Origin of the sequence: Pseudorhodoferax sp. LjRoot39 (assembly GCF_964253035.1) — a bacterium.
In the GTDB taxonomy this organism is placed as follows: domain Bacteria; phylum Pseudomonadota; class Gammaproteobacteria; order Burkholderiales; family Burkholderiaceae_C; genus Pseudorhodoferax.
Window position 1 is genome coordinate 1,683,695 of the sequence record NZ_CAXUQL020000001.1, and the last position, 23,399, is coordinate 1,707,093.

General features: G+C 71.9%; 20 protein-coding genes. 9 read left to right on the forward strand and 11 right to left on the reverse strand.

All coding sequences use genetic code 11. From position 1 onward, the window contains the following. The first annotated feature begins 1 nt into the window (after position 1). The 5 genes from ACSQ4M_RS08050 (at position 2) to ACSQ4M_RS08070 (ending at position 3,576) form a co-directional block, all read left to right on the forward strand. The gene (locus tag ACSQ4M_RS08050) at positions 2-1,006 is read left to right on the forward strand and encodes an acyl-CoA dehydrogenase (RefSeq protein WP_436189062.1); all 1,005 of its coding nucleotides are present in this window, start codon (positions 2-4) and stop codon (positions 1,004-1,006) included. Continuing rightward, positions 994-1,755, forward strand: a complete 762-nt coding sequence (locus tag ACSQ4M_RS08055) for a PIG-L deacetylase family protein (RefSeq protein WP_436189063.1) — start codon at positions 994-996, stop codon at positions 1,753-1,755. The genes ACSQ4M_RS08050 and ACSQ4M_RS08055 overlap by 13 nt, the downstream gene beginning before the upstream one ends. Before the next feature lie 122 nt (positions 1,756-1,877). Beyond that, positions 1,878-2,468: a methyltransferase domain-containing protein gene (locus ACSQ4M_RS08060; RefSeq protein WP_436189064.1), complete on the forward strand. Its 591-nt coding sequence runs from the start codon at positions 1,878-1,880 to the stop codon at positions 2,466-2,468. Next, on the forward strand, positions 2,465-3,169 hold the full coding sequence (locus ACSQ4M_RS08065; RefSeq protein ID WP_436189065.1) for a glycosyltransferase: 705 nt from the start codon (positions 2,465-2,467) through the stop codon (positions 3,167-3,169). Before ACSQ4M_RS08060 ends, ACSQ4M_RS08065 begins: the two co-directional genes overlap by 4 nt. 101 nt (positions 3,170-3,270) lie before the next feature. Continuing rightward, positions 3,271-3,576, forward strand: coding sequence for a plasmid stabilization protein (locus ACSQ4M_RS08070; RefSeq protein ID WP_436189066.1), 306 nt, complete (start codon positions 3,271-3,273; stop codon positions 3,574-3,576). A gap of 36 nt (positions 3,577-3,612) precedes the next feature. Here ACSQ4M_RS08070 and ACSQ4M_RS08075 read toward each other — a convergent pair whose 3' ends face one another. From ACSQ4M_RS08075 to ACSQ4M_RS08105, 7 genes are all read right to left on the reverse strand, one after another. Next, positions 3,613-5,079: a M81 family metallopeptidase gene (locus tag ACSQ4M_RS08075; RefSeq protein WP_436189067.1), complete on the reverse strand. Its 1,467-nt coding sequence runs from the start codon at positions 5,077-5,079 to the stop codon at positions 3,613-3,615. Next, a complete protein-coding gene (locus ACSQ4M_RS08080; RefSeq protein WP_436189068.1) occupies positions 5,076-6,347 on the reverse strand; it encodes a Zn-dependent hydrolase in 1,272 nt (423 codons plus the stop codon). The genes ACSQ4M_RS08075 and ACSQ4M_RS08080 overlap by 4 nt, the downstream gene beginning before the upstream one ends. Positions 6,348-6,385: 38 nt before the next feature. Further along, on the reverse strand, positions 6,386-7,123 hold the full coding sequence (locus tag ACSQ4M_RS08085) for an ABC transporter ATP-binding protein (protein WP_436189069.1): 738 nt from the start codon (positions 7,121-7,123) through the stop codon (positions 6,386-6,388). Further along, positions 7,120-7,899, reverse strand: coding sequence for an ABC transporter ATP-binding protein (locus ACSQ4M_RS08090; protein WP_436189070.1), 780 nt, complete (start codon positions 7,897-7,899; stop codon positions 7,120-7,122). The genes ACSQ4M_RS08085 and ACSQ4M_RS08090 overlap by 4 nt, the downstream gene beginning before the upstream one ends. After that, entirely contained in the window at positions 7,896-8,894 is a 999-nt protein-coding gene (locus ACSQ4M_RS08095) for a branched-chain amino acid ABC transporter permease (RefSeq protein WP_436189071.1), read from the reverse strand. The genes ACSQ4M_RS08090 and ACSQ4M_RS08095 overlap by 4 nt, the downstream gene beginning before the upstream one ends. Positions 8,895-8,899: 5 nt before the next feature. Further along, positions 8,900-9,760 (reverse strand): branched-chain amino acid ABC transporter permease, encoded by an 861-nt coding sequence (locus ACSQ4M_RS08100; protein WP_436189072.1) that lies wholly within the window; start codon positions 9,758-9,760, stop codon positions 8,900-8,902. A gap of 106 nt (positions 9,761-9,866) precedes the next feature. After that, a complete protein-coding gene (locus ACSQ4M_RS08105; protein WP_436189073.1) occupies positions 9,867-11,081 on the reverse strand; it encodes an ABC transporter substrate-binding protein in 1,215 nt (404 codons plus the stop codon). 220 nt (positions 11,082-11,301) lie between these two features. On the opposite strand from ACSQ4M_RS08105, the gene ACSQ4M_RS08110 reads away from it, so the two are divergent. From ACSQ4M_RS08110 to ACSQ4M_RS08120, 3 genes are all read left to right on the forward strand, one after another. Beyond that, positions 11,302-12,144, forward strand: a complete 843-nt coding sequence (locus ACSQ4M_RS08110) for a FadR/GntR family transcriptional regulator (RefSeq protein ID WP_436193979.1) — start codon at positions 11,302-11,304, stop codon at positions 12,142-12,144. 145 nt (positions 12,145-12,289) lie between these two features. Further along, complete coding sequence (locus ACSQ4M_RS08115) at positions 12,290-13,933, forward strand: RecQ family ATP-dependent DNA helicase (RefSeq protein WP_436189074.1); 1,644 nt, start codon at positions 12,290-12,292, stop codon at positions 13,931-13,933. Positions 13,934-14,119: 186 nt separating this feature from the next. Beyond that, positions 14,120-15,004, forward strand: coding sequence for an acyl-CoA dehydrogenase family protein (locus tag ACSQ4M_RS08120; RefSeq protein ID WP_436189075.1), 885 nt, complete (start codon positions 14,120-14,122; stop codon positions 15,002-15,004). Between the two features lie 398 nt (positions 15,005-15,402). Here ACSQ4M_RS08120 and ACSQ4M_RS08125 read toward each other — a convergent pair whose 3' ends face one another. From ACSQ4M_RS08125 to ACSQ4M_RS08135, 3 genes are all read right to left on the reverse strand, one after another. Then, a complete protein-coding gene (locus tag ACSQ4M_RS08125; RefSeq protein ID WP_436189076.1) occupies positions 15,403-16,041 on the reverse strand; it encodes a CsbD family protein in 639 nt (212 codons plus the stop codon). Between the two features lie 77 nt (positions 16,042-16,118). After that, positions 16,119-16,658, reverse strand: coding sequence for a PEP-CTERM sorting domain-containing protein (locus ACSQ4M_RS08130; protein ID WP_436189077.1), 540 nt, complete (start codon positions 16,656-16,658; stop codon positions 16,119-16,121). 95 nt (positions 16,659-16,753) lie between these two features. Beyond that, positions 16,754-17,836, reverse strand: coding sequence for an SPOR domain-containing protein (locus ACSQ4M_RS08135; protein WP_436189078.1), 1,083 nt, complete (start codon positions 17,834-17,836; stop codon positions 16,754-16,756). A 73-nt stretch (positions 17,837-17,909) separates the two neighbouring features. On the opposite strand from ACSQ4M_RS08135, the gene ACSQ4M_RS08140 reads away from it, so the two are divergent. Beyond that, positions 17,910-21,353, forward strand: coding sequence for a bifunctional diguanylate cyclase/phosphodiesterase (locus tag ACSQ4M_RS08140; RefSeq protein ID WP_436189079.1), 3,444 nt, complete (start codon positions 17,910-17,912; stop codon positions 21,351-21,353). Here the strand turns inward: ACSQ4M_RS08140 and ACSQ4M_RS08145 are convergent. Next, entirely contained in the window at positions 21,302-23,395 is a 2,094-nt protein-coding gene (locus ACSQ4M_RS08145) for a molybdopterin-containing oxidoreductase family protein (protein ID WP_436189080.1), read from the reverse strand. The two genes, ACSQ4M_RS08140 and ACSQ4M_RS08145, sit on opposite strands and share 52 nt — an antisense overlap. Positions 23,396-23,399 lie beyond the last annotated feature (4 nt).

Consider the following 23,399-nt stretch of genomic DNA (forward strand, 5'->3'; position numbering starts at 1 on the left):
GATGAACGCCCGGATCGGCCTCGGCATGGACGATGCGCCGGCCGGCACCGGGCCTGGCGCCGTGGCCGGCGCACTGCAGGCCCTGGTCGCGCCCGGTGCCGAGCGCCTGCCGCTGCCCGGGAGCGGCCGGACGCTGGAGCGCTGGCGCCGCCTCGCGGCCGTGGCCCAGCGCGATCTCGCGCTCGCCAAGCTCTACGAGGGCCACACCGATGCGCTGGCCATCCAGGAGGAACTGGGCTGTGGCCCGGCCCCTGCCGGTGCCTGGGGCACCTGGTGCGCCGAGCCGCCGCAGGCCCGGCTGAGCATGTGGCCCCACAGCGATGGCCGGCTGCGCCTGCGCGGCCGCAAGGCCTGGTGTTCGGGCGCGGCGCTGCTCGACCATGCGCTGGTCAGCGGCTGGAATGCCGCTGGCGAACCCTGTCTCGCGGCGGTGGCCCTGCGCCAGCCCGGCGTGCAGGTCGGCAACGCGGGTTGGGCCGCCGTCGGCATGGCCGACACCGGCAGCGTCGACGTGCTGTTCGACGACGCGCTCGCCACCCCGGTCGGGCCACCCCATGCCTATGTGCGCCGGCCCGGCTTCTGGCATGGCGGTGCCGGCATCGCCGCCTGCTGGTGGGGCGGTGCCGTGGGCATCGCCCAGGCCGTGCAGGCGGCGCTGGCGCAACGCGAACCCGACGCGCACCAGCGTGCGCACCTGGGCGCCATCGACGTGGCGCTCGGCGCCTGCGCGGCCCTGCTGCGCGAGGCCGCCGCCTGGATCGACCGCCACCCGTCGCAGGACGCGCAGGCCTGGGCCCTGCGCGTGCGGCTGGCCGTCGAGCGGGGCGCCGACGACGTGCTGCGCCACGCCGGCCGCGCCCTGGGCGCCGGCCCGCTGTGCAAGCAAGCGGCGCTGGCGCGGGCGATGGCCGATCTGCCCATCTTCATGCGCCAGAGCCATGCAGAACGCGACCTCGCGGCGCTGGGCCGCGCGCTCGAACGCGAGGCCGACCCTTGGACGCTGTAGACAGCCGCCGCATCGAGGCCGGCGACGGCACGCCCGAGCTGCACTGGCAGCACTGGCTGCAGGCGCGCGCGCTGCCGCGCGTGGCGCCGCAGGAGCTGCTGCCGCCGGGCGCGCGTGCGGTCGTCGTGGCGCCGCATCCGGACGACGAGGTGCTTGCGGTGGGCGGCCTGCTGGCGCACGCCGCAGCGCTGGGCCGCCGCGCGCTGCTCGTGGCCGTGACCGATGGCGAAGCCAGCCACACCGGCTCCACGCGCTGGCCGCCCGGGCGTCTCGCGGCGCGGCGCCGCGCCGAGACCCGCCTGGCGCTGGCCCGGCTGGGCAGCGGTGCGGCCGTGCTGCGCGCCGGCCTGGCCGATGGCCGCGTGGCCGCACAGGCCGATGCGCTGCACGCGCTGCTGTTGCGCACGCTGCAGCCCTCGGACCGGGTCTTCACCACCTGGACGCTGGACGGCCATCCCGACCACGAAGCCACGGGCCGCACCACGCGTGCCGCCGCCGCACAGGTGGGTGCGCGCGTGTACGAGGTGCCGGTCTGGGGCTGGCACTGGGCGCAGTGCGGCGATGCACGCATGCCCTGGGCGCAGGCCCACCTGGTCACGCTGTCGCCGCAGGCGGTGGCGCGCAAGAGCGCGGCGCTGCAGACCTTCGCCTCGCAATGGGAGCACGACCCCGGCTGCGCGCACACGCCGATCCTGCGGGCCTCGATGCAGGTGCGCGCACGGCGCCCCTTCGAGCTGGTGTTTGCATGAGCACCGCCGGGCCGCCCCAAGGTGCTCGCTCCGTAGGCGAAGCCGAAGGATCTCCAATGAGCACCGCCGGGCCGCCCCAAGGTGCTCGCTCCGCAGGCGAAGCCGAAGGATCCCCAGCGCGCATGCGCGGCTACTTCGACGGCCTGTACGCCGGCGCGAGCGACCCTTACGGCACGCGCGAGCGCTGGTACGAGCGGCGCAAGCGCGCGCTGCTGCTGGCTAGCCTGCCGCGCGAGCGGTTCCGGCGCTGCTACGAGCCCGGCTGCGGCAGCGCCGAGCTCACGCGCGAACTGGCCATGCGCTGCGACAGTGTGCTGGCCACCGATTTCTCGGCGCAGGCGCTGCGCACGGCGCGCGCGCGCACCGCCGGGCTGGCGCAGGTGCAACTGGCGCAACACCGCTTGCCGCGTGATTGGCCCTGCGGCGAACGCTTCGACCTCGTGGTGTTGTCCGAGATCGGCTATTTCCTGTCGGCCACTGCGATGCAGGAGGTGGCGCAGCACTGCGCCGCCAGCCTGGACGCCGACGGCGTGCTCGTCGCCTGCGACTGGCGCGCGCCGTTCGCGCAGCGCGCCTGCCCCACGCAGGACGTGCACGCCCTGCTGGGCGCCACCGGCCTGGCGCCGTTGGTGGTCCACACCGAAGACGACTTCTGCCTGCGCGTGTGGGCGCGCGACGCACGCTCGGTGGCGCAACGCGAGGGCATCCGGTGATCGGCGTGGCGATTCCCGCGCACGAGGAACGCGCACACATCGCCGCGGCCGTGGCCGCCGTGCAGGTGGCGGCGCGCCATCCGGCCCTGCAGGGCGAAGCCGTGGAGATCGTCGTCGTCGCAGATGCCTGCAGCGATGGCACGGCCGCCTGCGCCGCCGCCCAGGGCGCGCACACGCTGTCGCTGGCGCACCGCAATGTCGGCCAGGCGCGCCAGGCCGGTGCCGAGCTGCTGCTGGCCCGCGGCGCGCGCTGGCTGGCCTTCACGGACGCCGACTCGCTCGTCGCCGACGACTGGATCGCCGCCCAGCTGGGCGTGGGCGCGCAAGCGGTCTGCGGATGCGTCTGGGTGCGCGACTGGAGCGCCCATGGCGCGCTGGCCGGGCGGCTGGCGCGGGCCTTCGACCACCACTACCGGCCGGTCGACGGGCACCGCCACATCCATGGCGCGAACCTCGGCATGACGGCCGAGGCCTACCGGCTGGCAGGCGGCTTCGCGCCGCTGCGCAGCAGCGAGGATGTGGCCCTGGTCCAGGCGCTGGAGGACGCGGGCGTGCCCGTCGTGTTCAGCGCCCGGCCCCGCGTGTGGACCAGCGCACGCACGGATCCGCGCGCACCGGGCGGCTTCGGCGTGGCCCTGCGCAGCATGTCGCAAGCCCTGGTGCTGCCGGCGGGTGGGCCGGTCGGTCCGCGCGCCGTCTGACGCACCCGCATGCCGCCGTCGGACACGCGGCGTGCCGAAGCACGGCGCAGACTGGCCTGCAGCGTGGGCGCGGTGCCTGCGCATCCATCCGGGAGAGCAGCATGCCCAGAGGCGACAAGTCGTCCTACACGGACAAGCAGAAGCGGCTGGCCGCGCACATCGAGAAGGGCTACGAACAGCGTGGCGTGGCCGAAGGCGAGGCCGAGCGGCGCGCCTGGGCCACCGTCAACAAGGAGGACGGCGGCGGCAAGAAGAGCGGCTCGGGGCGCGGCCAGGCCGTGGACAAGTCGCCCTCCAGGAAAGGCGGCAAGCTCGGCGGGCAGGCCTCCGCCGCGCGCACGCCTGAAGAGCGCTCCGCCTCGGCCAAAAAGGCAGCAGCCACCCGCAAGCGCAACGCCGCGCGTTGAAGGCCGCAAACCGCCCTGCGCCGCGGCGAGGGCGGCTCAGAGCAGATCGAACGGAAAGACCGGCCGCTGGATGTTGGCGTACGGAAAGCGCCCGAAGTCCGCCGTGGTGACGCCTGCGCTGTCGCACTCCACCAGTCCGCCGGACAGCGGCACGAACACCGGACGGCAGTACATCCGCGACTTGAGCAGCACGTAGGTGGCCTGCGTGGGATCGATGCCGACGCAGGTGAACACCGCCAGGTCCCACGGTTCCTGCGTCTGCTCGGTCACCACGATCCGGGCCGCGCCGGTGTCCAGGCACACTGTGCGGCCCATGTGGAAGCGCTGGCCGCGGTAGATCGGCCCGGTCACGGTGTACCAGCCGTCGCTCACGGCGCGCACGGTGCCGCGCAGCTGCAGCGGCCGGGCCTGGCGGCCGATGTGCTCCAGCGGCACCTTGTTGCCCAGCGCGATCTCGACCTCGGCGCCCACGCCGGCGGCGACGAGTTCGGCCACCGCCTGCGGGTCGCAGACCGGGCCGACCGCGATGCCGCTCAGGCCCTGGGCGAGCGCCTCCTGCAGCACGTCCATGGTGTCGCAGGTGCCACCGGACATGCAGTTGTCGCCGTGGTCGAGCAGCAGGATGGGCTTGTCCTGCCCCTCGGCCATCGCCTTGGCGCGCGCCAGCGAGTCGGCCAGCGGCTCGCTGTCGTAGCGGTAGCCCTCGCGCCGCTGCCAGATGCCATCGGCCAGCGCGTTCACGGCGCCCTGGCCGGCGGCGGCGTCTTCCTGGCGCACGGTCGCCACCACCGACATGCACGGGGCCGCGATGTCGGCCAGCGCGAAGCCGCTGAACACCGTCACGGCCGGCACGCCGCTGCGCTCCAGTTCCCTGGCCGCGTTCACCGCGCTCTGCATCTCGCCGCCCAGCGTGGTGCTGCGCAGCGTGTGGCTCATGAGCGGCAGCAGCTTCCAGACCACCTCGTAGCTGGCCTGGCCCTGGAGCATCTGCAGCAGCAGCCGGCCGGCGTGTTCGCCCGTCTCGTACATGTCGATGTGGGGGTAGGTCTTGAAGCCCACCATCACGTCCGCATGGCGCACCATGCGCTCGGTGAGGTTGCCATGCAGGTCCAGCGCCACCCCGATGGGCACCCCGGGCGCGGCCGCGCGCACGCGCTCCAACAGCGTGCCCTCGCCGTCGGGCGTGTTCTCCGCCACCATGGCTCCGTGCAGGTCCAGCAGGATGGCGTCGCAACCGGGCACCGCGTCCAGGATGCACCGGGTCACCTCGTCGTAGGCGGCCGCGTGCACGGGGCCGCTGGGGTTGGCCGTGGCCGAGACCGGCGTCACCGGTGTGGCGCCGATGGCCTCGACCGCGTCGATGAACGCGGCCATGGCCGTGCGCATGCCCTTGTTGGCCGTGTAGGCGTCCGGCCCGAAGGTGGGCGCGAACGCGGCCAGCGGCGTCGGCACCGGCGAGAAGGTGTTGGTCTCGTGGTTGAAGCGCGCGATGAGGATCTTCATGGTTGGACTTCCGCCGCAGCGAGCATGGCGCGCAGCAGGACGTTGCAGCCGGCCTCCAGGTGTTCGGGCTCTGCGGCCTCGATTTCGTTGTGGCTGATGCCGTCGGCACAGGGCACGAAGATCATGGCCGTGGGCGCCACGCGCGCCAGGTACACGGCGTCGTGGCCGGCGCCGCTGACCACGTCCATGGCGCTGTAGCCCAGGTCGCTCGCGTGCGCGCGGATGGATTCCACCAAGGGTGCTGCGAAGGGCTGCGGCGGGAAGCTGACCACCTGCTCGACCGCGATGGCGATGCCGCTCTCCTGCGCGAAGCGCTCGCAGGCGGCGCGCAGGTCCTGGTCCATCGCCAGCAGCTGCGCGTCGTCCGGCGCGCGCAGGTCCACGCTCATCGTCACCTGGCCCGGGATCACGTTGCGCGAGTTCGGGAACACCTGCAGCGATCCCACCGTGCCGCGGGCGTGCGGCGCCCGCACGGTGGCGATGCGGTTCACTTCGGCGATCAGCCGGCCGGCCACCAGCAGGGCGTCCTTGCGCAGCTCCATGGGCGTGGGGCCCGCGTGCGCCTCCATGCCGGTCAGCCGGACGTTGTACCAGCGCTGGCCCAGGGCGGCGGTCACGACGCCCACGACCTTGCCGTGGTTCTCCAGCACCGGTCCCTGTTCGATGTGCGCCTCGAAGTACGCCCCCGCCGCGTTGGCCGCTCCCGTGGGCGCCAGGCCGGCGTAGCCGATGGCCTGCAGCGCCTGCTGGACGGACACGCCGTCGGCGTCGGTCTGCGCCAGTGCATGCGCCAGCGTGAACGCGCCCACGTGCACGCCGGACCCCATCATCACGGGCGTGAACCGGGAGCCCTCCTCGTTGGTCCAGACCACCACCTCGATCGGCGCGCGCGTCTGGATGCCGGCGGCGTTGAGCGTGCGGATGACCTCCAGGCCGGCCAGCACGCCGTAGTTGCCGTCGAACTTGCCGCCGGTCGGCTGCGTGTCGATGTGGCTGCCGGTCACCACGGCCGGGCGGTCCGGGTCGGTCCCGGCGCGGCGCGCGAAGATGTTGCCGATGCCGTCGACCCGGACGGTGCACCCCGCCTGCTCGGCCCAGCGCACGAACAGGTCGCGCCCCTGGCGGTCCAGCTCCGTGAGCGCCAGGCGGCAGACGCCCCCCTTGGCCGTGGCGCCGATCGCGGCCAGGTCCATCAGGGACGCCCACAGGCGCCCTCCGTCCACACGCATCTCCAGGGCGCGGCCCTCGACGCTGGTCGTCACCTGCATGGCTGTCTTCTCTTCTTGGTTCGTTGTGTGTTGCACGGTCACAGGATCCCCACGCCGAGGTAGCGGTCCTTGACCTCGTCGTCGGCGAGGAATGCGGCGTTCGTGGCTTCGTGCACGATCGCGCCCTGCTCGATGATGTAGTGGCGGTCGGCCAGCTGCGTGCAGACCTCCAGGTTCTGCTCGACCAGCAGGATCGCCACGCCAGCGGTGCGGATCACCTTGAGCTGCGCCACGATCTCCTCCACGATGACCGGCGCCAGGCCCTCCACGGGCTCGTCCAGCATCAGCAGCCGGGGCGCGTTCATGAGCGCACGGCCGATGGCCAGCATCTGTTGCTCGCCGCCGGACAGCTGCCCGCCGCCGTTGGTGCGGCGCTCCTTGAGCCGCGGAAAGATCCGGTAGATGTCGGCCAGCTGCCATGGCGAGTTCTTGCGCTGGCCGAGCAGCAGGTTCTCCTCCACCGTCAGCAGCTTGAACACCCCGCGGTGCTCGGGAACCAGGCAGATGCCCCGCTTGGCGACCTGGTGGGTCGCCAGCCGGTTCACCTCTTCGCCGCCGAAGCGCACCCGGCCCTGGCTGGGCGGCATCACGCCTGCGATGGTCTTGAGCGTCGTCGTCTTGCCGGCGCCGTTGCGGCCGAGCAGCGTGACCAGCTCGCCATCGGCCACCTGCAGGGACACGCCCTGCAGCACGTGGCTCTTGCCGTAGTGGGCATGGACGCTGTCGACTTCGAGCAGCGGCTGGAGGTTGCGCTGCGAACCGATGCGCGCGTTCATGCCTTGCCTCCGGTGATCATGTTGCCCAGGTAGGCCGTGCGCACCAGCGCGTTGCCGCGGATCTCGTCGGGCTTGCCTTCGGCGATCACGCGGCCTTGCTGCATGACCGTGATCGTGTCGGAGATGTTCATGACGATGTTCATGTTGTGCTCGATCAGGACCACCGTGTGCTCCTCCTTGAGTCCCTGGATCAGGTCCTTCATCTCGTCCAGGTCGTCGATACCCATGCCGGAGGTCGGCTCGTCCAGGAAGATCGCCTTGGGCCTGGCCGCCAGCGCCATGCCGACTTCGAGGCGGCGCTGCTGGCCGTGCGAGAGGTTGCTCGATGGCGTGTCGCTCAGGCGCTCCAGGCCGAGCCGCTTCAGCACACCCTGCACGACATCGGCGCGGGCGCGGCGCCCGAACGGCGGGTGCCAGGGGTTGTGCGCGCCCGCGGGCGCGACGCCCTGCGCGGCCAGGCGCAGGTTCTCGCGCACGGTCAGCGTGGGGAACAGGCTGGTGACCTGGAACGAGCGCGCCATGCCGCGCCGCACGCGCCGGTGGTCCGGCTCGTGGGTCACGTCGTGACCGTCGAAGACGATCTTGCCGCCGCTCACCGTCTTGTTGCCGGTGAGCATGTGGAACAGCGTGGTCTTGCCGGCGCCGTTCGGGCCGATCACCGAATGCACGGTGTTGGCCCGGACGTTCAGGTCCACGCCGCCCAGGGCGACGAACTTGCCGTAGTGTTTCTGGACACCCTTGGCTTCCAGCAGGATGGGTGCTGCGGCGGCGGTCATGCGCGGCCCTCCTGTGCGGACGATGCGGCAGCCGGACTGGCGGGCGCGTCGGCCTTCTTCGGACGGACGAGGCCCCAGACGTCTTCGAGCAGGCCCCACAGGCCGCGCTGCATGCCCAGGCTCACGACCATCAGCACGATGCCCAGCAGCAGCAGCCAGCGCGGCCACAGCGTGGACAGCCAGTCGCCGAGCAGGACATAGAAGGCCGCGCCGAGCACCGAGGCCAGCAGGTTGCCCTTGCCGCCGATGACGGCCATGACGAGGATCATCTCGCTGGTGTGGAACTCCGCGTTCGACAGCGGCGCAATGCCGGTCATCATGGCTTGCAGCGCGCCGGCCAGGCCGGTGACCGCGCCGGAGATCACGAAGGCCTGCAGCTTGAGCAGGCGCAGGTTGTAGCCCACCGCGCCGGCACGCTCCTCGTTGTCGCGCACGGCCAGCAGGGTGCGGCCGAACACCGAGTCGCAGATGCGGCGCAGCAGCCAGAACGACAGCAGGAACAGCACCGCGACGAAGGCGTAGTAGTGCCACGGCGTGGCCAGCGACCACAGCACCGTGTCGCCCACCTGCAGCGGCGGGCGCGGGATGTCGAGCAGCCCGTTGTCGCCGCCGGTCAGGTCGGTCGCCGAGTAGGCGACGAAGTAGAACATCTGCGAGAACGCCAGCGTCAGCATGACGAAGTAGGTGCCGCGCTGGCGGATCGAGACCCAGCCGACGATGGCCGCACCGGCCGCGCCGATGGCAACCGCGGCCAGCAAGGCCAGCGGCATGGGCAACTGCCAGCGCGTCAGCAGGATGCCGATGCAGTAGCTGCCCAGGCCGAAGAAGATGCCCTGGCCGAAGGAGAGCAGCCCGGTGTAGCCGAGCAGCAGATTGCAGCCCATGGCGGCCAGCGCAAAGATCAGCACTTCGCTGGCCAGCAGGCCGGACTGCATGGTCAGTGGCATGGCCAGCACGATGGCCAGCGCCAGGAGGGTGTGGGAATGCTTGGTCATGGTGTTCAGGCTGGACGGCCCAGCAGGCCGTGGGGACGGAGCAGGAGAACCGCGGCCATGGCCACGTAGATCATGAGCCGGGCGCCCTCGGGCCAGATCGTGCTCATGAGGCTCTGGATGATCCCGATGAGCAGACCGCCCACCAGCGCACCCGAGAAGCTGCCCATGCCGCCGACCACCACGATCACGAAGGCCACGCCGAGTGCCTCGATCCCCATGAACGGCTCGGCGCCGCGGATCGGGGCCGCGAGCACGCCGGCCAGTGCCGCGGTGGCCGCGCCCAGCGCGAACACCAGGCTGAAGATGCGGTACACGTTCAGGCCGAGCAGCGACACCATCTCCGTGGACTCGCTGCCGGCGCGCACGGCACTGCCCAGCCGCGTGCCCTCCAGCACCCACCACAGCAGCACCGCCAGCGCCGCGGTGAAGCCGATCACGAACAGGCGGTACTTGGGGTAGATGAAGCTGCCCCACACCACCACGCCGTCGAGCAGTTCGGGCACGGCCACGCTGTCGCCCAGCGGCCCCCACTGCAGGATCACGAGTTCCTGCACCACGAGCGCCATGCCGACCGTGACCAGGATGTGGAACTCGTGGGCCTTGGCGTAGACGTGGCGCAGCACCAGCTTCTCGGTGAACCACCCGAGGGCGCCCACGGCCAGCGGTGCCAGGACCAGGGACGCCCAGAAGCTGATGCCCCAGCGCGTCAGCTGGAAGCAGAAGTAGGCGCCCAGCAGGTAGAAGGCACCGTGCGCGAAGTTCACGAAGCGCAGCAGGCCGAAGACGATGGACAGACCGACGGCCAGCAGGAAATACAGCATGCCGATGCCGATTCCATTGATCGTCTGCAGGAGATAGATGCTCATACGGATGGGTTCACGAAAGCGCGCGTGGGCGACAGGCGCAGGCCGCCGGGCCGCCCCGACGGGTCGGCGCGGCAACGGCCGTCTGCGCGGCGGGGAGGGGAGGCGGTCAGCCCAGCGTGCAGCCGGTCTGGTTGACCGGCAGGAAGGACTTGCCGGAGCTCAGGACGTCCACGAAGTCGTCCTTGTTGGCCATCTTGGCCTTGGCTTTGCCCTTGAGCAGGTAGTAGTCCTTGATGACCTGGTGGTCGCCCTTGCGGACCTCTTCGTCGCCTGTCAGGCCCTGGTACTTCATGCCTTCGAGCGCGGCGATCACCGCCTTCTGGTCCACGGAGCCCGCCTTGTTGATCGCCTCGATCAGCAGGCGGGTGCAGATGTAGGAGCCGGCCAGCGAGTAGTTCGGGCTGGACTTGAACTTGTCGGCCGTGCGCTTGACCAGCTCGCGGTTGAGCGGGGAGTCGACCGTGTGCCAGTACTGGGCGCCGAAGTAGATGCCGTCGCAGGTGTCGGCGCCCAGCGCTTCGAACTGCTCCAGGCCCGAGGCCCAGGCCACCAGGATCGCCATCCGCTTGTTCATGCCGAAGCTGATGGCCTGGCGCAGCGCATCCGACGACTGGGCGCCGAAGTTCAGCAGCAGCAGCACGTCGGGCTTGGCCGCGATGGCGTTCGTCAGGTAGCCGCTGAACTCCTTCTCGTTCAGCGAGTGGTAGCTGTTGCCGACATGCTCGACACCCTTTTCCTTGAAGATGTCCTTGGCCGCCGACAGCAGGCCGTCGCCGAACACGTACTGCGGCGTGATCGTGTACCAGCGCTTGGCCTTGGGCAGCAGGTCGATCAGGGGGCGCACGGTCTGGCCGATGGCGCCGAAGGTCGGCACCGACCAGCGGAAGGTCGCGCTGTTGCAGTCCTTGCCGGTGATCTCGTCCGCGCCGGCCGTCGTGATCAGGATGCCGCCGGCCTTCTCCGCTTCCTTGCCCATGGCGAGGGTCTCGGACGACAGGATGCCGCCGGCGAAGAAGCGGATGCCCTGCTGCTGGGCCGACTCCTGCACCTTGCGCACGGCCGTGGCGGGCTTGCCTTCGGTGTCCAGCACCGTGTGGCCGAGCGGGCGGCCGAGCACCTTGCCGTACTGCTCCACGGCCAGGCGCATGCCCAGGTCGGCGAACTTGCCGTTGGCCGCGAACGCGCCGGACATCGGCACCGGGCACCCGAGCTGGACCGTGTCCTTGGCCTGCGCCCAGGCGGCAGACGAGAGGCCGAAGGTCGCGGGAATGGAGCTCAGGGCGCCCAGGGCGGGCAGTGAAAGAAGACGTCGGCGTTGCATGGGGGTTCCATTCATGGGGCTCAAGGGACCTCGGCTCTTTTGCACGAGGCATGCCAGCGGCCTGGACCGCTACAGTCCTATTTATATGTATAAATAGAACAAATATGATGCGTGCAAACCCTAGACCCTCTGCGCGCGCACGACTGCGGTGCACGCCTGCACCACCTTGAACGCCTCCGGGCCCGGCATCGCGGCCTCTTACATGTCGGACAATCCATCCATGGCATCACGGCAACCGTCCACCCAGGCGATCAAGCAGCTCAAGCGATCCGATCTGGTCGCGGAAGAGATCAAGCGCCTGATCACCGACCGCAACCTTGCGCCGGGCGACCGCATCCCGCGCGAGAGCGAGCTGCAGGTCCAGTTCGAGGTCAGCAAGGGGACCATCCGGGAGGCACTCAAGTCGCTCGAGGTGCAGGGCTTGATCACCATCTCCACCGGGCCTTCCGGGGGCGGCACGATCGCCGAGGTGCCACTGACCCGCACGCTGCAGTTCATGCAGAACTACCTCTTCTTCAAGGAGGTCTCGATCGACGACATCTACAAGGTGCGCATGAGCCTGGAGCCGGACCTGGCCGCCGGCGCGGTGCCGCACCTGACAGAGGCGGACTTCGACGCGCTCGAGCACAGCATCGCGTGCTGCGACCCGAACCATGGCCATGCGGACCAGTTGAGCCAGCGGCGCGACGACATGAACTTCCACGACCTGCTGGCCGCCGCCAACCCCAATCCGTTCCTGCGCTTCACGTGCGAACTGATCAACGAGATGCTGCGCGAGCTGACGGTGTTCGGCAACCGCACGCCCCAGGCTGAATCGCGAAAGTTCGGCGAGCGCAACACCGAGTTCCACCGCGACATCCTGAAAGCCGCGCGTGCGCGGGACGCCGACCGCGTGCGCCAGTTGATGGTCGAGCACATGGCAGATGCGTCCATCAGCGTCAAGCGCCTGAAGGGGCGGCTGCAAGGCCGGCTGATCCTCGACGCCGAAACGACGCGCCGTCGCTCGGCGGTCTCCACGGTCCGCCCCCCGGGAAAGACCGCCGCGCGATCCGGCGCGAAGTGAAGCCACGCTGCCTGCCGATGCGGTGGGCGAACGCCGCGACGTGCATCTGAACACCTGGACCGGCCACAGCTCGGGCACCCTTCCTACGGGGCAAGGCCGCCGGCCACGCCAAGCTCTGCACCACCGTCATCTCTGAAGGATGTGCATGCTGCAGACCGCCTCCGTTCCGGACACCGCGCTGGTGCCGCCCGTGTTGCTGGCGCCGGCCCCCGAGCCGCGCCGCCGCCAGCAGCGCACGCAGCGCGCCAAGGCAGCGCAGGCGCACACCTTGCCCGCCCGCAGCGCCCGCCAGCTCGCGCAACTGCTGCACGGCGTGTTCGGCCTGCAGGCCCTGCGTGCCGGCCAGCAGGAGGTGATCGCACGCGTGCTGGCCGGCGCGTCCACACTGGCCATCATGCCCACGGGCGCGGGCAAGTCGCTGTGCTACCAGTTGCCGGCGCTGATGCTGCCGGGTTGCACGCTGGTGGTCTCGCCGCTGATCGCGTTGATGAAGGACCAGTGCGAAAAGCTGCGCGCGCACGGCCTGGCTGCGGTGGAGTTCAACAGCAGCCTGGACGCCGAGGCCCTGGCCGCGGCCGAGGCCGCGCTGGCCGAAGGCAGCGCGCGCATCGTGCTGGTCACGCCCGAGCGCCTCGCCGACCCGGCCTTCCTCGCACTGGTGCGCCGCTGCCGCATCGCGCTCGTCGTGGTCGACGAGGCCCATTGCATCGTCGAATGGGGCCATGACTTCCGGCCCGCGTTCCTGGAGATCGGCCCGGCGTTGCGCGCGCTCGGCCAGCCGCCCCTGCTGGCGCTGACCGCGACCGCGCCACCCGACACGGCGGCCGAGATCGCCCGGCTGCTGGGCATCGGGCGCGGCGGCACCGTCGATGCCGGCATCTGGCGCGGCAACCTGCACTACGCGGTGGTGCCGCTGACGGAGACCGACGACAAGTTGCAGGTCCTGCAGGACACCCTGCAGGGCTGCGAGGAATCCGGCATCGTCTACACCGCCACCGTGCGTGCGGCCGAGGAGGTGCATGCCGCGCTCGCCGCCCGAGGCCTGTTCGTCGGCCTGTACCACGGCAAGCTGCGCGCGGCCGAGCGCCATGCTGCGCAGGAGGCGTTCATGCAAGGCCGCACGCGCGTGATGGTGGCCACCAACGCCTTCGGCATGGGCATCGACAAGGCCGACCTGCGCTGCGTCGTGCACTACCAGATGCCGGCCAGCCTGGACGCCTACTACCAGGAATCAGGCCGCGCCGGCCGCGACGGGAAGCCCGCACGCTGCGTGCTGCTGTACCAGCGGCGCGACCGCGCGGTCCAGCACTTCTTCCTGGGCGGCCGGGCGATCACGCAGGCCGAGCTGGCGCGCGTGCTGGCCGCGCTGTCGCCCGATGCGCCGGCCGAGCTCGCGCAGCTGGCGCAGGACACCGGCCTGCCGCGCGCCCGCACCGCGGCCCTGCTGGCGCTGCTGCTGCAGGCCGGCCATTGCCGCAAGGCGGGTGCGACCAAGGGCCATGGTGCGCGCTGGCTGGCGGCGAAGGCACCGCGCGGTGCGCCCGCGCTCGATGCGCTGGTGCAGGCAGAGCAGGCGCGCCGCCAGGAGAAGCAGCGCAAGCTGCAGGCCATGGTGGACTACGCCGAAAGCGGCGCCTGCCGCTGGCAGGTGCTGCAGGACGCACTGGAAGGCGAGCGGCGGCCCGAGGGCTGCGGCCAGTGCGACAACTGCGCACGCATGCTGCGCCTGGCCGCGCCCGACGTGCTGGTGCCGGCCATGGCGGGTGGCGCCCCGCCGCTGCGGCGCTGAGGGGCTGGCCCGCACGTCCATCTGATCCGTCTTTTTTCCGGAGAACTGCGTCTGGTACCCCATCCGGTGTTCGGGCAAAGTCCACGCCAGACAGAAGCAGCGCGCCACCGCCGCGTCTTGCGTGGACCGACGCCCCGAAACCGCGGGCACGGCGTGCCGCAAGTTCAACGCTCCTGCCTCAGAGCCATGCACGACGCCCACCACCTTCAGCCTTCGAACCTCCCGACGGCGGCCCCCCAGTCCCTTGCCAGCATGCGCGAGGCACTCGCGGCGCGTGGGCTCTTCGGCATCGGGGTTCCCCCACGCATGGGAGGGGGCGGGGGACAGCTTCGCGATGCCATCCACGCGGTTGCCGAGACCGCACGGTCCTGCGTCGCGCAGGCCCTGGTGCTCGCATCGCAGCGCCTGCTGGTCCAGGCCCTCGTGCGGAGCGAGAACATCGGCGCCGCCGAGTACCAGCTGCCCCGTCTGCTGGACGGCGACATCGGCGGCAATTGCGCCGCGTCCTGGCCGCAGGGCGCAGCACCGGCACCCGCACTGGCCCGCGACACGGGCCGTGGCTGGCTGATGTCAGGCGGCTTCCCGGTCCTGCCCAATCTGCAACACGATTGGTTCGTGGTGTCCGTTCCGGTTCTGTTCCAGGGCGCGCGGCAGTTCTCCCTCGTGCTGCTCCGGGCCGAGGAGACCGGCATCGTCCAGCGCCACGCGGCCGTGGAAGACCACCCGGCCGAGGCCGGCATTGCGCTCGCGCTGGAGAACGTGTTCCTGCGCGAAGACGAAATCATCGCCGAGGACGGGCCGGCGGCCCTGGCCGCGCTGCTGCCGTTGGCCCGAAGCATGCAGGCGGCCGTCTTCGCGGGCCGGTGCCACCGGGCGGTCGCGGGGCGCCCGGACCGCGTCGGCGCGCAGGCGGCCATCGAGGATCTGCTGGCCGGCGCGGTCCAGGCAGTCATGTACGCAAGCGATGCCGCCGCCCCGCTGGCCGCCCTGCGCAGGATGTGGGCGTCGCTGTCGGCTGCGACGAACCCGGTGGCGTGCGAAGCCCATCCCAGCGTGTTGGTGGCGCCATAGCGCGGTGCGGCTGGCAGGACAACCGATGCCCATCGACACCCCGGTGCCGGCGCGCAGTCCGTTCGCGCTCACCCTCTCTTTTCACCTGTTTCAAACAACCGTCAGGAAGTGCTCCGCATCATGGATTGGGTCCCTATCGTCTTCATCGTGTTCAAGCTTCTCGTGTTCGGCACGTGCATGTTCTTCGCCATCAAGTGGCATTACGACCAAGGGAAGAAGAAGTAGCGAAGTGCGCGGGCCGCCCGGCCGCGCCCTCGACCACGCAGCAGACCTGCGCCGGGCTGCGCGCGCTGGTGCCCGGCCGCATCGTCTTCGCTACAGCGGGCGAGGAGGCCAGGTGAAAGCCCGGTGACCCCACCCTGGCCGCGTGAGGACGGGGCGCAGGGGCCTGCGGACGTTCAGCGCCGGCTGCAGAGCAGGCCGACGACCAGGCCGACGCCGGCGGCGAGCGCGATGGTGCCCAGCGGATTCTTGACGGCCGACTCGCGCACATGGTCGAGCGCCTCGCCGTACACCTGCTGGGCCTTGCCCAGGGTCTCGCGCGCCTGGCCTTCCAGGTGGGTCGCGGTGTCGTCGGTGGCGCGCCCGAATGCGCCTTGCACCTTGCCGGCGATTTCGTTGACGGTGCCTTGTGCCTGTTCCAGCATGTTCTGTCCTTTGAAGTGGGGCCGCCGCGGGGTGCGGCGGGCCAGCAGCCGTCCGGGAGCGAACGACCTGGCACCATCATCGGCCATGGCGGCGCGCCGTCTGTCAGGCAGCGCCGCGACCGCACGCCAGCCGAACGCAGCCCAGGGCGCGCGCTGCGCCGGCCGGGTCGGTGGCGCCTTGGGAGCCAGGGCGCGCCGCAGCGCCACGGTCCCCGTCTGTGTCAGCACGGCCGCCACCGCCGCCGCCAGGGTGGCGGCCAGCACCGGCCGTTCGGCGATGGCGCGGCGCAGCCGGCGGTCGAAGGCCTGCAGCCGTTGTTGCAGCGTCGCAGGGGCGCTGGCCGCGGGGGCTGCAGGGCGGTCCGGTAGGGGAGCGGGATGTTCATGCATCGTCCGGCAGCATAGGCCGGGCCGCGCCCGCGCGGCGTCGGACGCGGCCGCATCGTGGGGCGGCCGCGCGGCCTGCCTCAGGCCGGTGTGTGCGCGTCGCGGCGGCGCCCGGAACCGGCCCAGCCGGCCGCGCCCAGCGCTGCCAGCAACAGCAGGATGCTGGCCGGCTCCGGCACCACCGAGGCCGTGAACGTGACGGGCAGTTCTTCGTAGCTCGCGGCGGTGGTGAACACCTCCATGTAGATGGCGGGATTGAAGAAGTCCGCATAGAAGGGATTGGCGTAGCCGCCCGCGGCGGTGGTAAAGCCGAAGCCATGCACCGTGATCTGCCCCTGCGGCCCGAAGCGGATCAGGTTGTCGAGGGCGAAGGGCTCGTTGCCGGGGATGGCCGAGCCCGTGGGGTACAGGCCGGTGATCTGGTCGCCGTTGCGGGCGCCGCTGATGGCCGTGATCAGGTGGAAGCCATCGGCATCGGCGGCGTCCTCGGTCGTGAGGGTGCCGCTGGCCTGGATGCCGGTGCCGCTGTAGCTCCAGTTCCAGACGATGTCGGCCCAGGCCTGGGGTGTGGCGCATGCGCCGACCAGAGCGATGGCGGCGAACGCCTGCTTTGCTTTCATGTGTTCTCCAGAGGGGTGGAAGGCCGGACAGCATACAGAGCGCAGTGGTATCGGGCGTGCGCACGGTCCTCCACACGGAGGAAGAAACGGTGCCGTCAGGGCCCGGCTGCGGCCGGCAGTTGCACCAGCACGGCAGGCAGCCCCAGTGCCTGGATGCGCTCGCGCGCGCGCAGGGCCTGCTCCCGCGTGGCGAAGGGGCCGGCCCGCACGCGTTGCCGGCCCTGCGGCCCCACCGCGTCGCCGCGGGCCGGCAGGCCGGCCGCCCGCAGCCGGTCCAGCGCGGCCTGGGCGTTGGCGGGATCGGCGAACACGCCGATCTGCACGGCATGGCGGCCGGCGACGGCGGCCGGGGCGGATGGCGCTGGCGCCGCCGCGCGCCGGGGGCGGGCTGCGGAAGAAGCCGCGCTGGCCGCCGGTGCGGGTTGCGCAGGCACCGCGGTGTCGGCCACGGATGCAGGTTCCGCCGGTGCAGGCGGGCTGGCGGCCGGCGCCGGGGTGGGCGCGGCCTGGCCCTCGGCGGCGGGGCCTGGCACCGGCAGCAGGGCCGCGGCCGGCGCGCTGGCCATGGCGGGCGCGACAGGGGCGGCCTGCGGGCCCGGTGCGACCCGCTCCGACGGCGGTGGTGGCTGCAGCGGCCGCATGGCCAGCACCAGCCCCGCGAGTGCCAGCAGCACCGTGCCCTGCAGTGCCAGCAGCGCGGCCCAGCGCGCTGCCCGGCCGGGCCGCTGGCGCTGCAGCGCAGCGCAGGCCGCGCCGATGCTGGCATGCGCCGCCACCGCGGCCAGGATGCGCCGATTGCACAGGCGGTGGTACAGGCGTTCCGCACCCAGGCCCCAGGCCAGCGAGGCCGCCAGCGTGAGCGCCGCCAGCAGCCAGGCCAGCGGCGCGGCACCGGCCCCGAACACGAGGCGCGCCAGGCCCAGTGCCAGCACGCTGCCCAGCAGCGCGGCGCCGGCCCACAGCGCAGCCGCACCGATCAACCCGCGCCAGGCCAGCCAGCACAGCGCCGAGACGAAGCCGCCCCAATGCCAATGGAGCCGGCGCGGCGCAGGCGCGCCGCCGGCATCGCGGGCCTGGAAGCGCCGCAGGTAGTGGTCGCCGCGGTCCGGGCCGATGGCCGCGCGGTACAGCGTGGCGGAGATGTCCGCGGCAGGGGACGGCTCGGGAGAGGGGTGCACGGCGCGACTGTCGCACAACTACACTGTGTTCCCCCCGCCGTGACCGCGGCGCCGCTGGAGAACCACCGCTTCCATGAGTCCCGTCCCGCCCCGAGTCGTGCCTGCGGACGCGCGCATCGTGCTCGATGCCGGCGGTGCGGTCCGCGAGGCGAACGGCAAGGCGGTGCGGCTGCTGCGGCGCTCGCTGGCGGCCTTGCGGGGGCAGACCCTGCAAGCCCTGTTCCAGGCCCCGGGCGAGGCGGCCTTCGGGGCCGAGTGCGCCTGGGCCCTGCGCGAGTCCTGCGCCGTGGCGTTCGAGTCGTATTCGACCAGCCTCAACCGCTGGCTCGAAGTGCGGGCGCAGCCCCTGCCCGAGGGCCGGCTGCAGGTGCTGCTGCGCGACGTGTCCAAGCGCAAGCAGGCCTCCGATGTGCTGCGCGAAGGCGAGGAGCGCTTTCGCCACCTGCTGCGCGCCATGGCCGATGCGGTCTGGGACTGGGACCTGCAGGCCAGCACGGTCTGGTGGAGCGAGGGCGCGCAGCGCCTCATGGGGCCGCAGGCGGCCTGCTGGACCGAGGCCGGCCGCAGCTGGCTGGCCGATCTGCACCCGGAAGACGCCGCGCGCATCCATGCGGCGCTGGACGCCGCGCTGGCCGGCGCCGAGGACACCTGGACCGACAGCTTCCGCCTGCAGCGCGACGACGGCGTGGTCGTGCCGGTCAGCAGCCGCGCCTACCTGGTCCGCAACGCCGCCGGGCGCGTGCGCCGCGTGGTCGGTGGGCTGGCGGACGTGACGCTGCGCCTGCAGGCCGACCGCGAACTGGCGCGGCTGAGCCGGGCCCAGCACATGCTGAGCGCCTGCAACGAGACGCTGATCCGTGCCGAGTCCGAGGCCGGTCTGCTGCGCGGCGTGTGCCGCATCTCGGTGGACATCGGCGGCTATGCCATGGCCTGGGTCGGCTACGCCCACGACGACGCCGGCAAGACCATCGACGTGATGGCCCATGCCGGCGACGACGCCGATTTCATGAAGGGCATCCCGATGTCCTGGGCCGAGGATGGGCCCAACGGCCACGGCCCGGCCGCGCGCGCCGTGCGCAGCGGCGAGGTGGTGATCGTGGAGGACATCGCCGAGGACCCGACCTTCTCGCCCTGGCTGGCCGATGCCCAGGCCAGCGGCTTTCGCGGCGTGGCCTGCCTGCCGCTGCGCGACCGCCAGCGCAGCTTCGGCCTCTTCTACCTCTACGCGCCCGACGTGGTGCAGATCGGCCGCGACGAGATCGCGCTGCTGCAGGAGCTGGCCAACAACCTGGCCTTCGGCATCCGCAACCTGCAGACCGAGCAGCGCCAGCGCCGGCAGCATGCCGCCGTGCTGCAGGTGGCGGCGGCGGTGTCGACCTCCACCGGCGATGCCTTCTTCCGCACCATGGCCCAGCACATGGCACAGGCCGTCGCCGCGCGGGCGGCCTTCATCGGCCGCCTGCACCAGCCCGAACGCCAGACGGTGCGCAGCATCGCGGCCGTGGTCGATGGCGCGTTCCGCGAGAACGCCGAGTTCGCGCTGGTCGGCACACCCGCCGAGCCGCTTCTGCACCAGCCCAGCTGCTACACCGAGACGCTGCCCCAGCCCTCGCCGGCCATGGCGCGCGCGCTGGGCAGCTGGCGTCCCGCGGCCTATGCCGGCGTGCGGCTGGAAGATTCGGCCGGGGGCCTGCTGGGCATGCTGGTGACGCTGTTCGATGCACGCCCGCCGGATGTGGAACTGGTGCTGTCCACCATGCAGATCTTCGCCGCGCGCGTGGGCGCCGAGCTCGAACGCCAGGAGCAGGACCGCCGGCTGCGCCGCCAGGCCTCGCTGCTGGACCTGGCGCAGGACGCTATCGTCGTCTACGGCATGGAGCACCAGGTGCTGTTCTGGAGCCAGGGTGCCGAGCGCCTGTACGGCTGGCGCGGCAGCGAGGTTGGCACCGACTTCCGCGTGACGCGGCTGCAGCACGACCGCGGCGCCTTCGAGCAGGCGCTGCACGACGTGCACGCGCGCGGCGAGTGGGCCGGCGAGCTCGTGCAGACGCGGCGCGACGGCAGCACCGTGACCGTGGGCGCGCGCTGGACCCTGGTGCGCGACGAGGAGGGCGCGCCCGAGTCGGTGCTGGCCATCCACACCGACATCACGGCGCGCAAGGCGGCCGAGCGCGAGATCCAGCAGCTGGCCTTCTACGACCCGCTCACGCAGCTGCCCAACCGCCTGCTGCTGATGGACCGGCTGCAGCACGCGCTGGACACCGAGCACCGCAGCGGCCGCGGCGGCGCGCTGATGTTCATCGACCTGGACAACTTCAAGACCCTCAACGACACGCTGGGCCACGGCATGGGCGACCTGCTGCTGCAGCAGGTGGCCGGTCGGCTACGGGACAGCGTGCGCGGGAGCGACACCGTGGCGCGCCTGGGCGGCGACGAGTTCGTCGTGATGCTGGAAGACCTGGGCCACGGCGACCAGGCCGTGGCCCAGCACGCGCGCCAGATCGGCGAGAAGATCCTGGCCGCGCTGAACACGCCGTTCGCGCTGGCCGGCAACGAGCACCTGTCGACCTGCAGCATCGGCATCGCGCCGTTCCACGGCCACAGCGGCGGCGTGCTGGAACTGCTCAAGCAGGCCGACATCGCCATGTACCAGGCCAAGGGCGCGGGCCGCAACACGCTGCGCTTCTTCGACCCCGGGCTGCAGGCGGCTGTGTCGGCGCGTGCGGCGCTGGAGGCCGACCTGCGCGTGGCCCTGGCGCAGAACGCGCTGACGCTGCACTACCAGCCCCAGGTGGATGCCGACGGCGATGTGACCGGCGTGGAGGCCCTGGTGCGCTGGCAACATGCCGAGCGCGGCGCCATCGCGCCGGCCGAGTTCATTCCACTGGCCGAGGACACGGGCCTGATCATGCAGCTGGGCCGCTGGGTGCTGCGCCAGGCCTGCTTCCAGCTGGCGCGCTGGGCGCAGCACCCGGCCACGGCGGGGCTGGACATGGCGGTCAACGTGAGCCCGCGCCAGTTCCGCCATCCGGACTTCGTGGCGCAGTGCGCGAGCGTGCTGGCGCGCACGCGGGCCGACGGGCGCCAGCTCAAGTTCGAGCTGACCGAGGGCCTGCTGGTCGAGGACATGGAAGGCACCGCGGCCAAGATGGCGGCGCTCAAGGCCCACGGCGTGGGCTTCGCGCTGGACGACTTCGGCACCGGTTATTCCTCGCTGGCCTACCTGCGCCGGCTGCCGCTGGACCAGATCAAGATCGACCAGTCCTTCGTGCGCGCGCTGGGCGGCGACGCCCACAACGACGCCATCGTGCGCACCATCGTCGCCCTGGCCAAGAGCCTGGGCCTGCAGGTCATGGCCGAAGGCGTGGAGACCGCGGCGCAGCGCGACTTCCTGCTGCGCGAGGGCTGCCGCGACTACCAGGGCTACCTGTTCAGCCAGCCGCTGCCGGCGGCCGCCTTGCCGGACTACTTCGCGGCGGCGCGGCTGTCGGCCTCCACCTCGACCAGGCAGTCGTAGAAGGTCGGCGCGCGGCCCAGGTCGGTCAGGCGCTGGCTCGTCAGCTCGTTGACGTTGCGCCCGTCCAGGCCCAGCTTGCGCCACCAGATCCCCAGGCCGTTGACCACGCCCTCGCGCGCCCGCGTGCTGACGGCGGCCCGGCAGCGGTAGCTGCCGCGGCCGTTGAACACGCGCACCGTGCTGCCGTCTTCGATGCCGCGCGCGGCCGCGTCGACGGGGTGGATCTCCAGCAGCTGCTCGCCCTCGATGGCACGCAGGCTGGTGACGTTGACGAAGCTGGAGTTCAGGAAGTTGCGCGCCGGCGGCGAGATCATGGCCAGCGGGTAGTCGGCCGAGCTGCCGATGGCCTCGTGGTTGGGCAGGTGGTCGGGCAGGCCGTCCAGGCCCTGGGCCGCGAGCCGGGCGCTGAAGAACTCGCAGCGGCCCGAGGGCGAGGGGAAGTTGCCCTGCGCGAACGGCGCATCGGGCAGGGCCAGCGTGGCGAAGCCGTCACGCAGCAGCGCGTCGAAGTCCACCGCATCGCCGAAGGCCTGGCGGCTGAGCGTCTCGTCGTCGTCCTGCAGGCAGGGGTCGGCCAGGCCCATGCGCGCGGCCAGCGCGCGGAAGATGGCGGTGTTGGGCCGGGCCTGGCCGAGCGGTGCGATGGCCGGGCGGTTCAGCAGCACGTCGGTGTGGCCGTAGGCCGAATGGATGTCCCAGTGCTCCAGCTGCGTGGTGGCCGGCAGCACGTAGTCGGCATGGTCGGCCGTGTCGGTCTGGAACTGCTCCAGCACCACGGTGAACAGGTCCTCGCGCGCGAAGCCCTGCACCACCTTGGCCGATTCGGGCGCCACGGCCACGGGGTTGCTGTTGTAGACCACCACGGCCTCGATGCGCGGGCCGAAGGCGGCGTCGCCCGGGTGCAACAGCGCATCGCCGATGGTGCTCATGTTGATGGTGCGCGGCCGGCGGCCGGCCAGCAGGTCGGGCCGCTGCAGCGCCGCGCGTTGCACCGGGAACTGGCCCGAGCTGCTCAGCAACACACCGCCGGCCCGGTGGCGCCAGGCGCCGATCAGCGCAGGCAGGCTGGCCACGGCGCGCACGGCGTTGCCGCCGCCGCGGGCGCGCTGCATGCCGTAGTTCAGGCGGATGGCGGCGGGGCCCCCTTCGCCTCCCGCACTTCTGCAGGCGCCGTAGTCGCGCGCCAGGCGCTCGATCTGCTCCACGGGAATGCCGCAGACCTCGGCCGCGCGCGCGGGCGGCCACTGCAGCGCGCGTTCGCGCAGCTGCTCCCAGCCCAGGGTGTGGTCGCGCAGGTAGGCGTGGTCCAGCCAGTCGTGGGTGATGAGTTCGTGCATGAGCGCCAGCGCCAGCGCGGCGTCGGTGCCGGGCCGCAGCGCGATGTGCTCATGGCATTTGTCCGCTGTCTCGGTGCGGCGCGGGTCGATGCACACCAGCCTTGCGCCGCGGCGTTTGGCCTCCTGCGCGTAGCGCCAGAAGTGCAGGCTGCTGGCGATCGCGTTGCCGCCCCAGACCAGGATCAGCGTGGCCTCGGCGAAGAACTCCACCTTCATGCCGACCTTGCCGCCCAGCGTCTGCGTCAGGCCCTCGGCGCCGGCCGAGGCGCAGATCGTGCGGTCCAGCAGCGAGGCGCCCAGCGTGTGGAAGAAGCGCGCCGCGATGCTCTCGCCCTGCACCAGGCCCATGGTGCCGGCGTAGCTGTAGGGCACGATGGCCTCGGGCGCGCGCGCTGCGATGGCCGAGAGGCGGGCGGCGATGTCGTCCAGCGCCTCGTCCCAGCCCACGGGTTCGAAGCGGCCCGATCCCTTGGGGCCGACGCGCCTGAGCGGCTGCAGCAGCCGCTCGGCGTGGTAGCTGCGTTCCACATAGCGCGAGACCTTGGTGCACAGCACGCCGCCCGTGTGGGCGTGGTCTGCATTGCCCTGCACGCGCGTGGCCTTGCCGTCGACCACGGTGGTGACGAGCGCGCAGGTGTCGGGGCAGTCGTGCGGGCAGGCGCCGCGCACCTGGCCGTTGCGGGGGAGATCGAGGGCGAGGGACATCGGT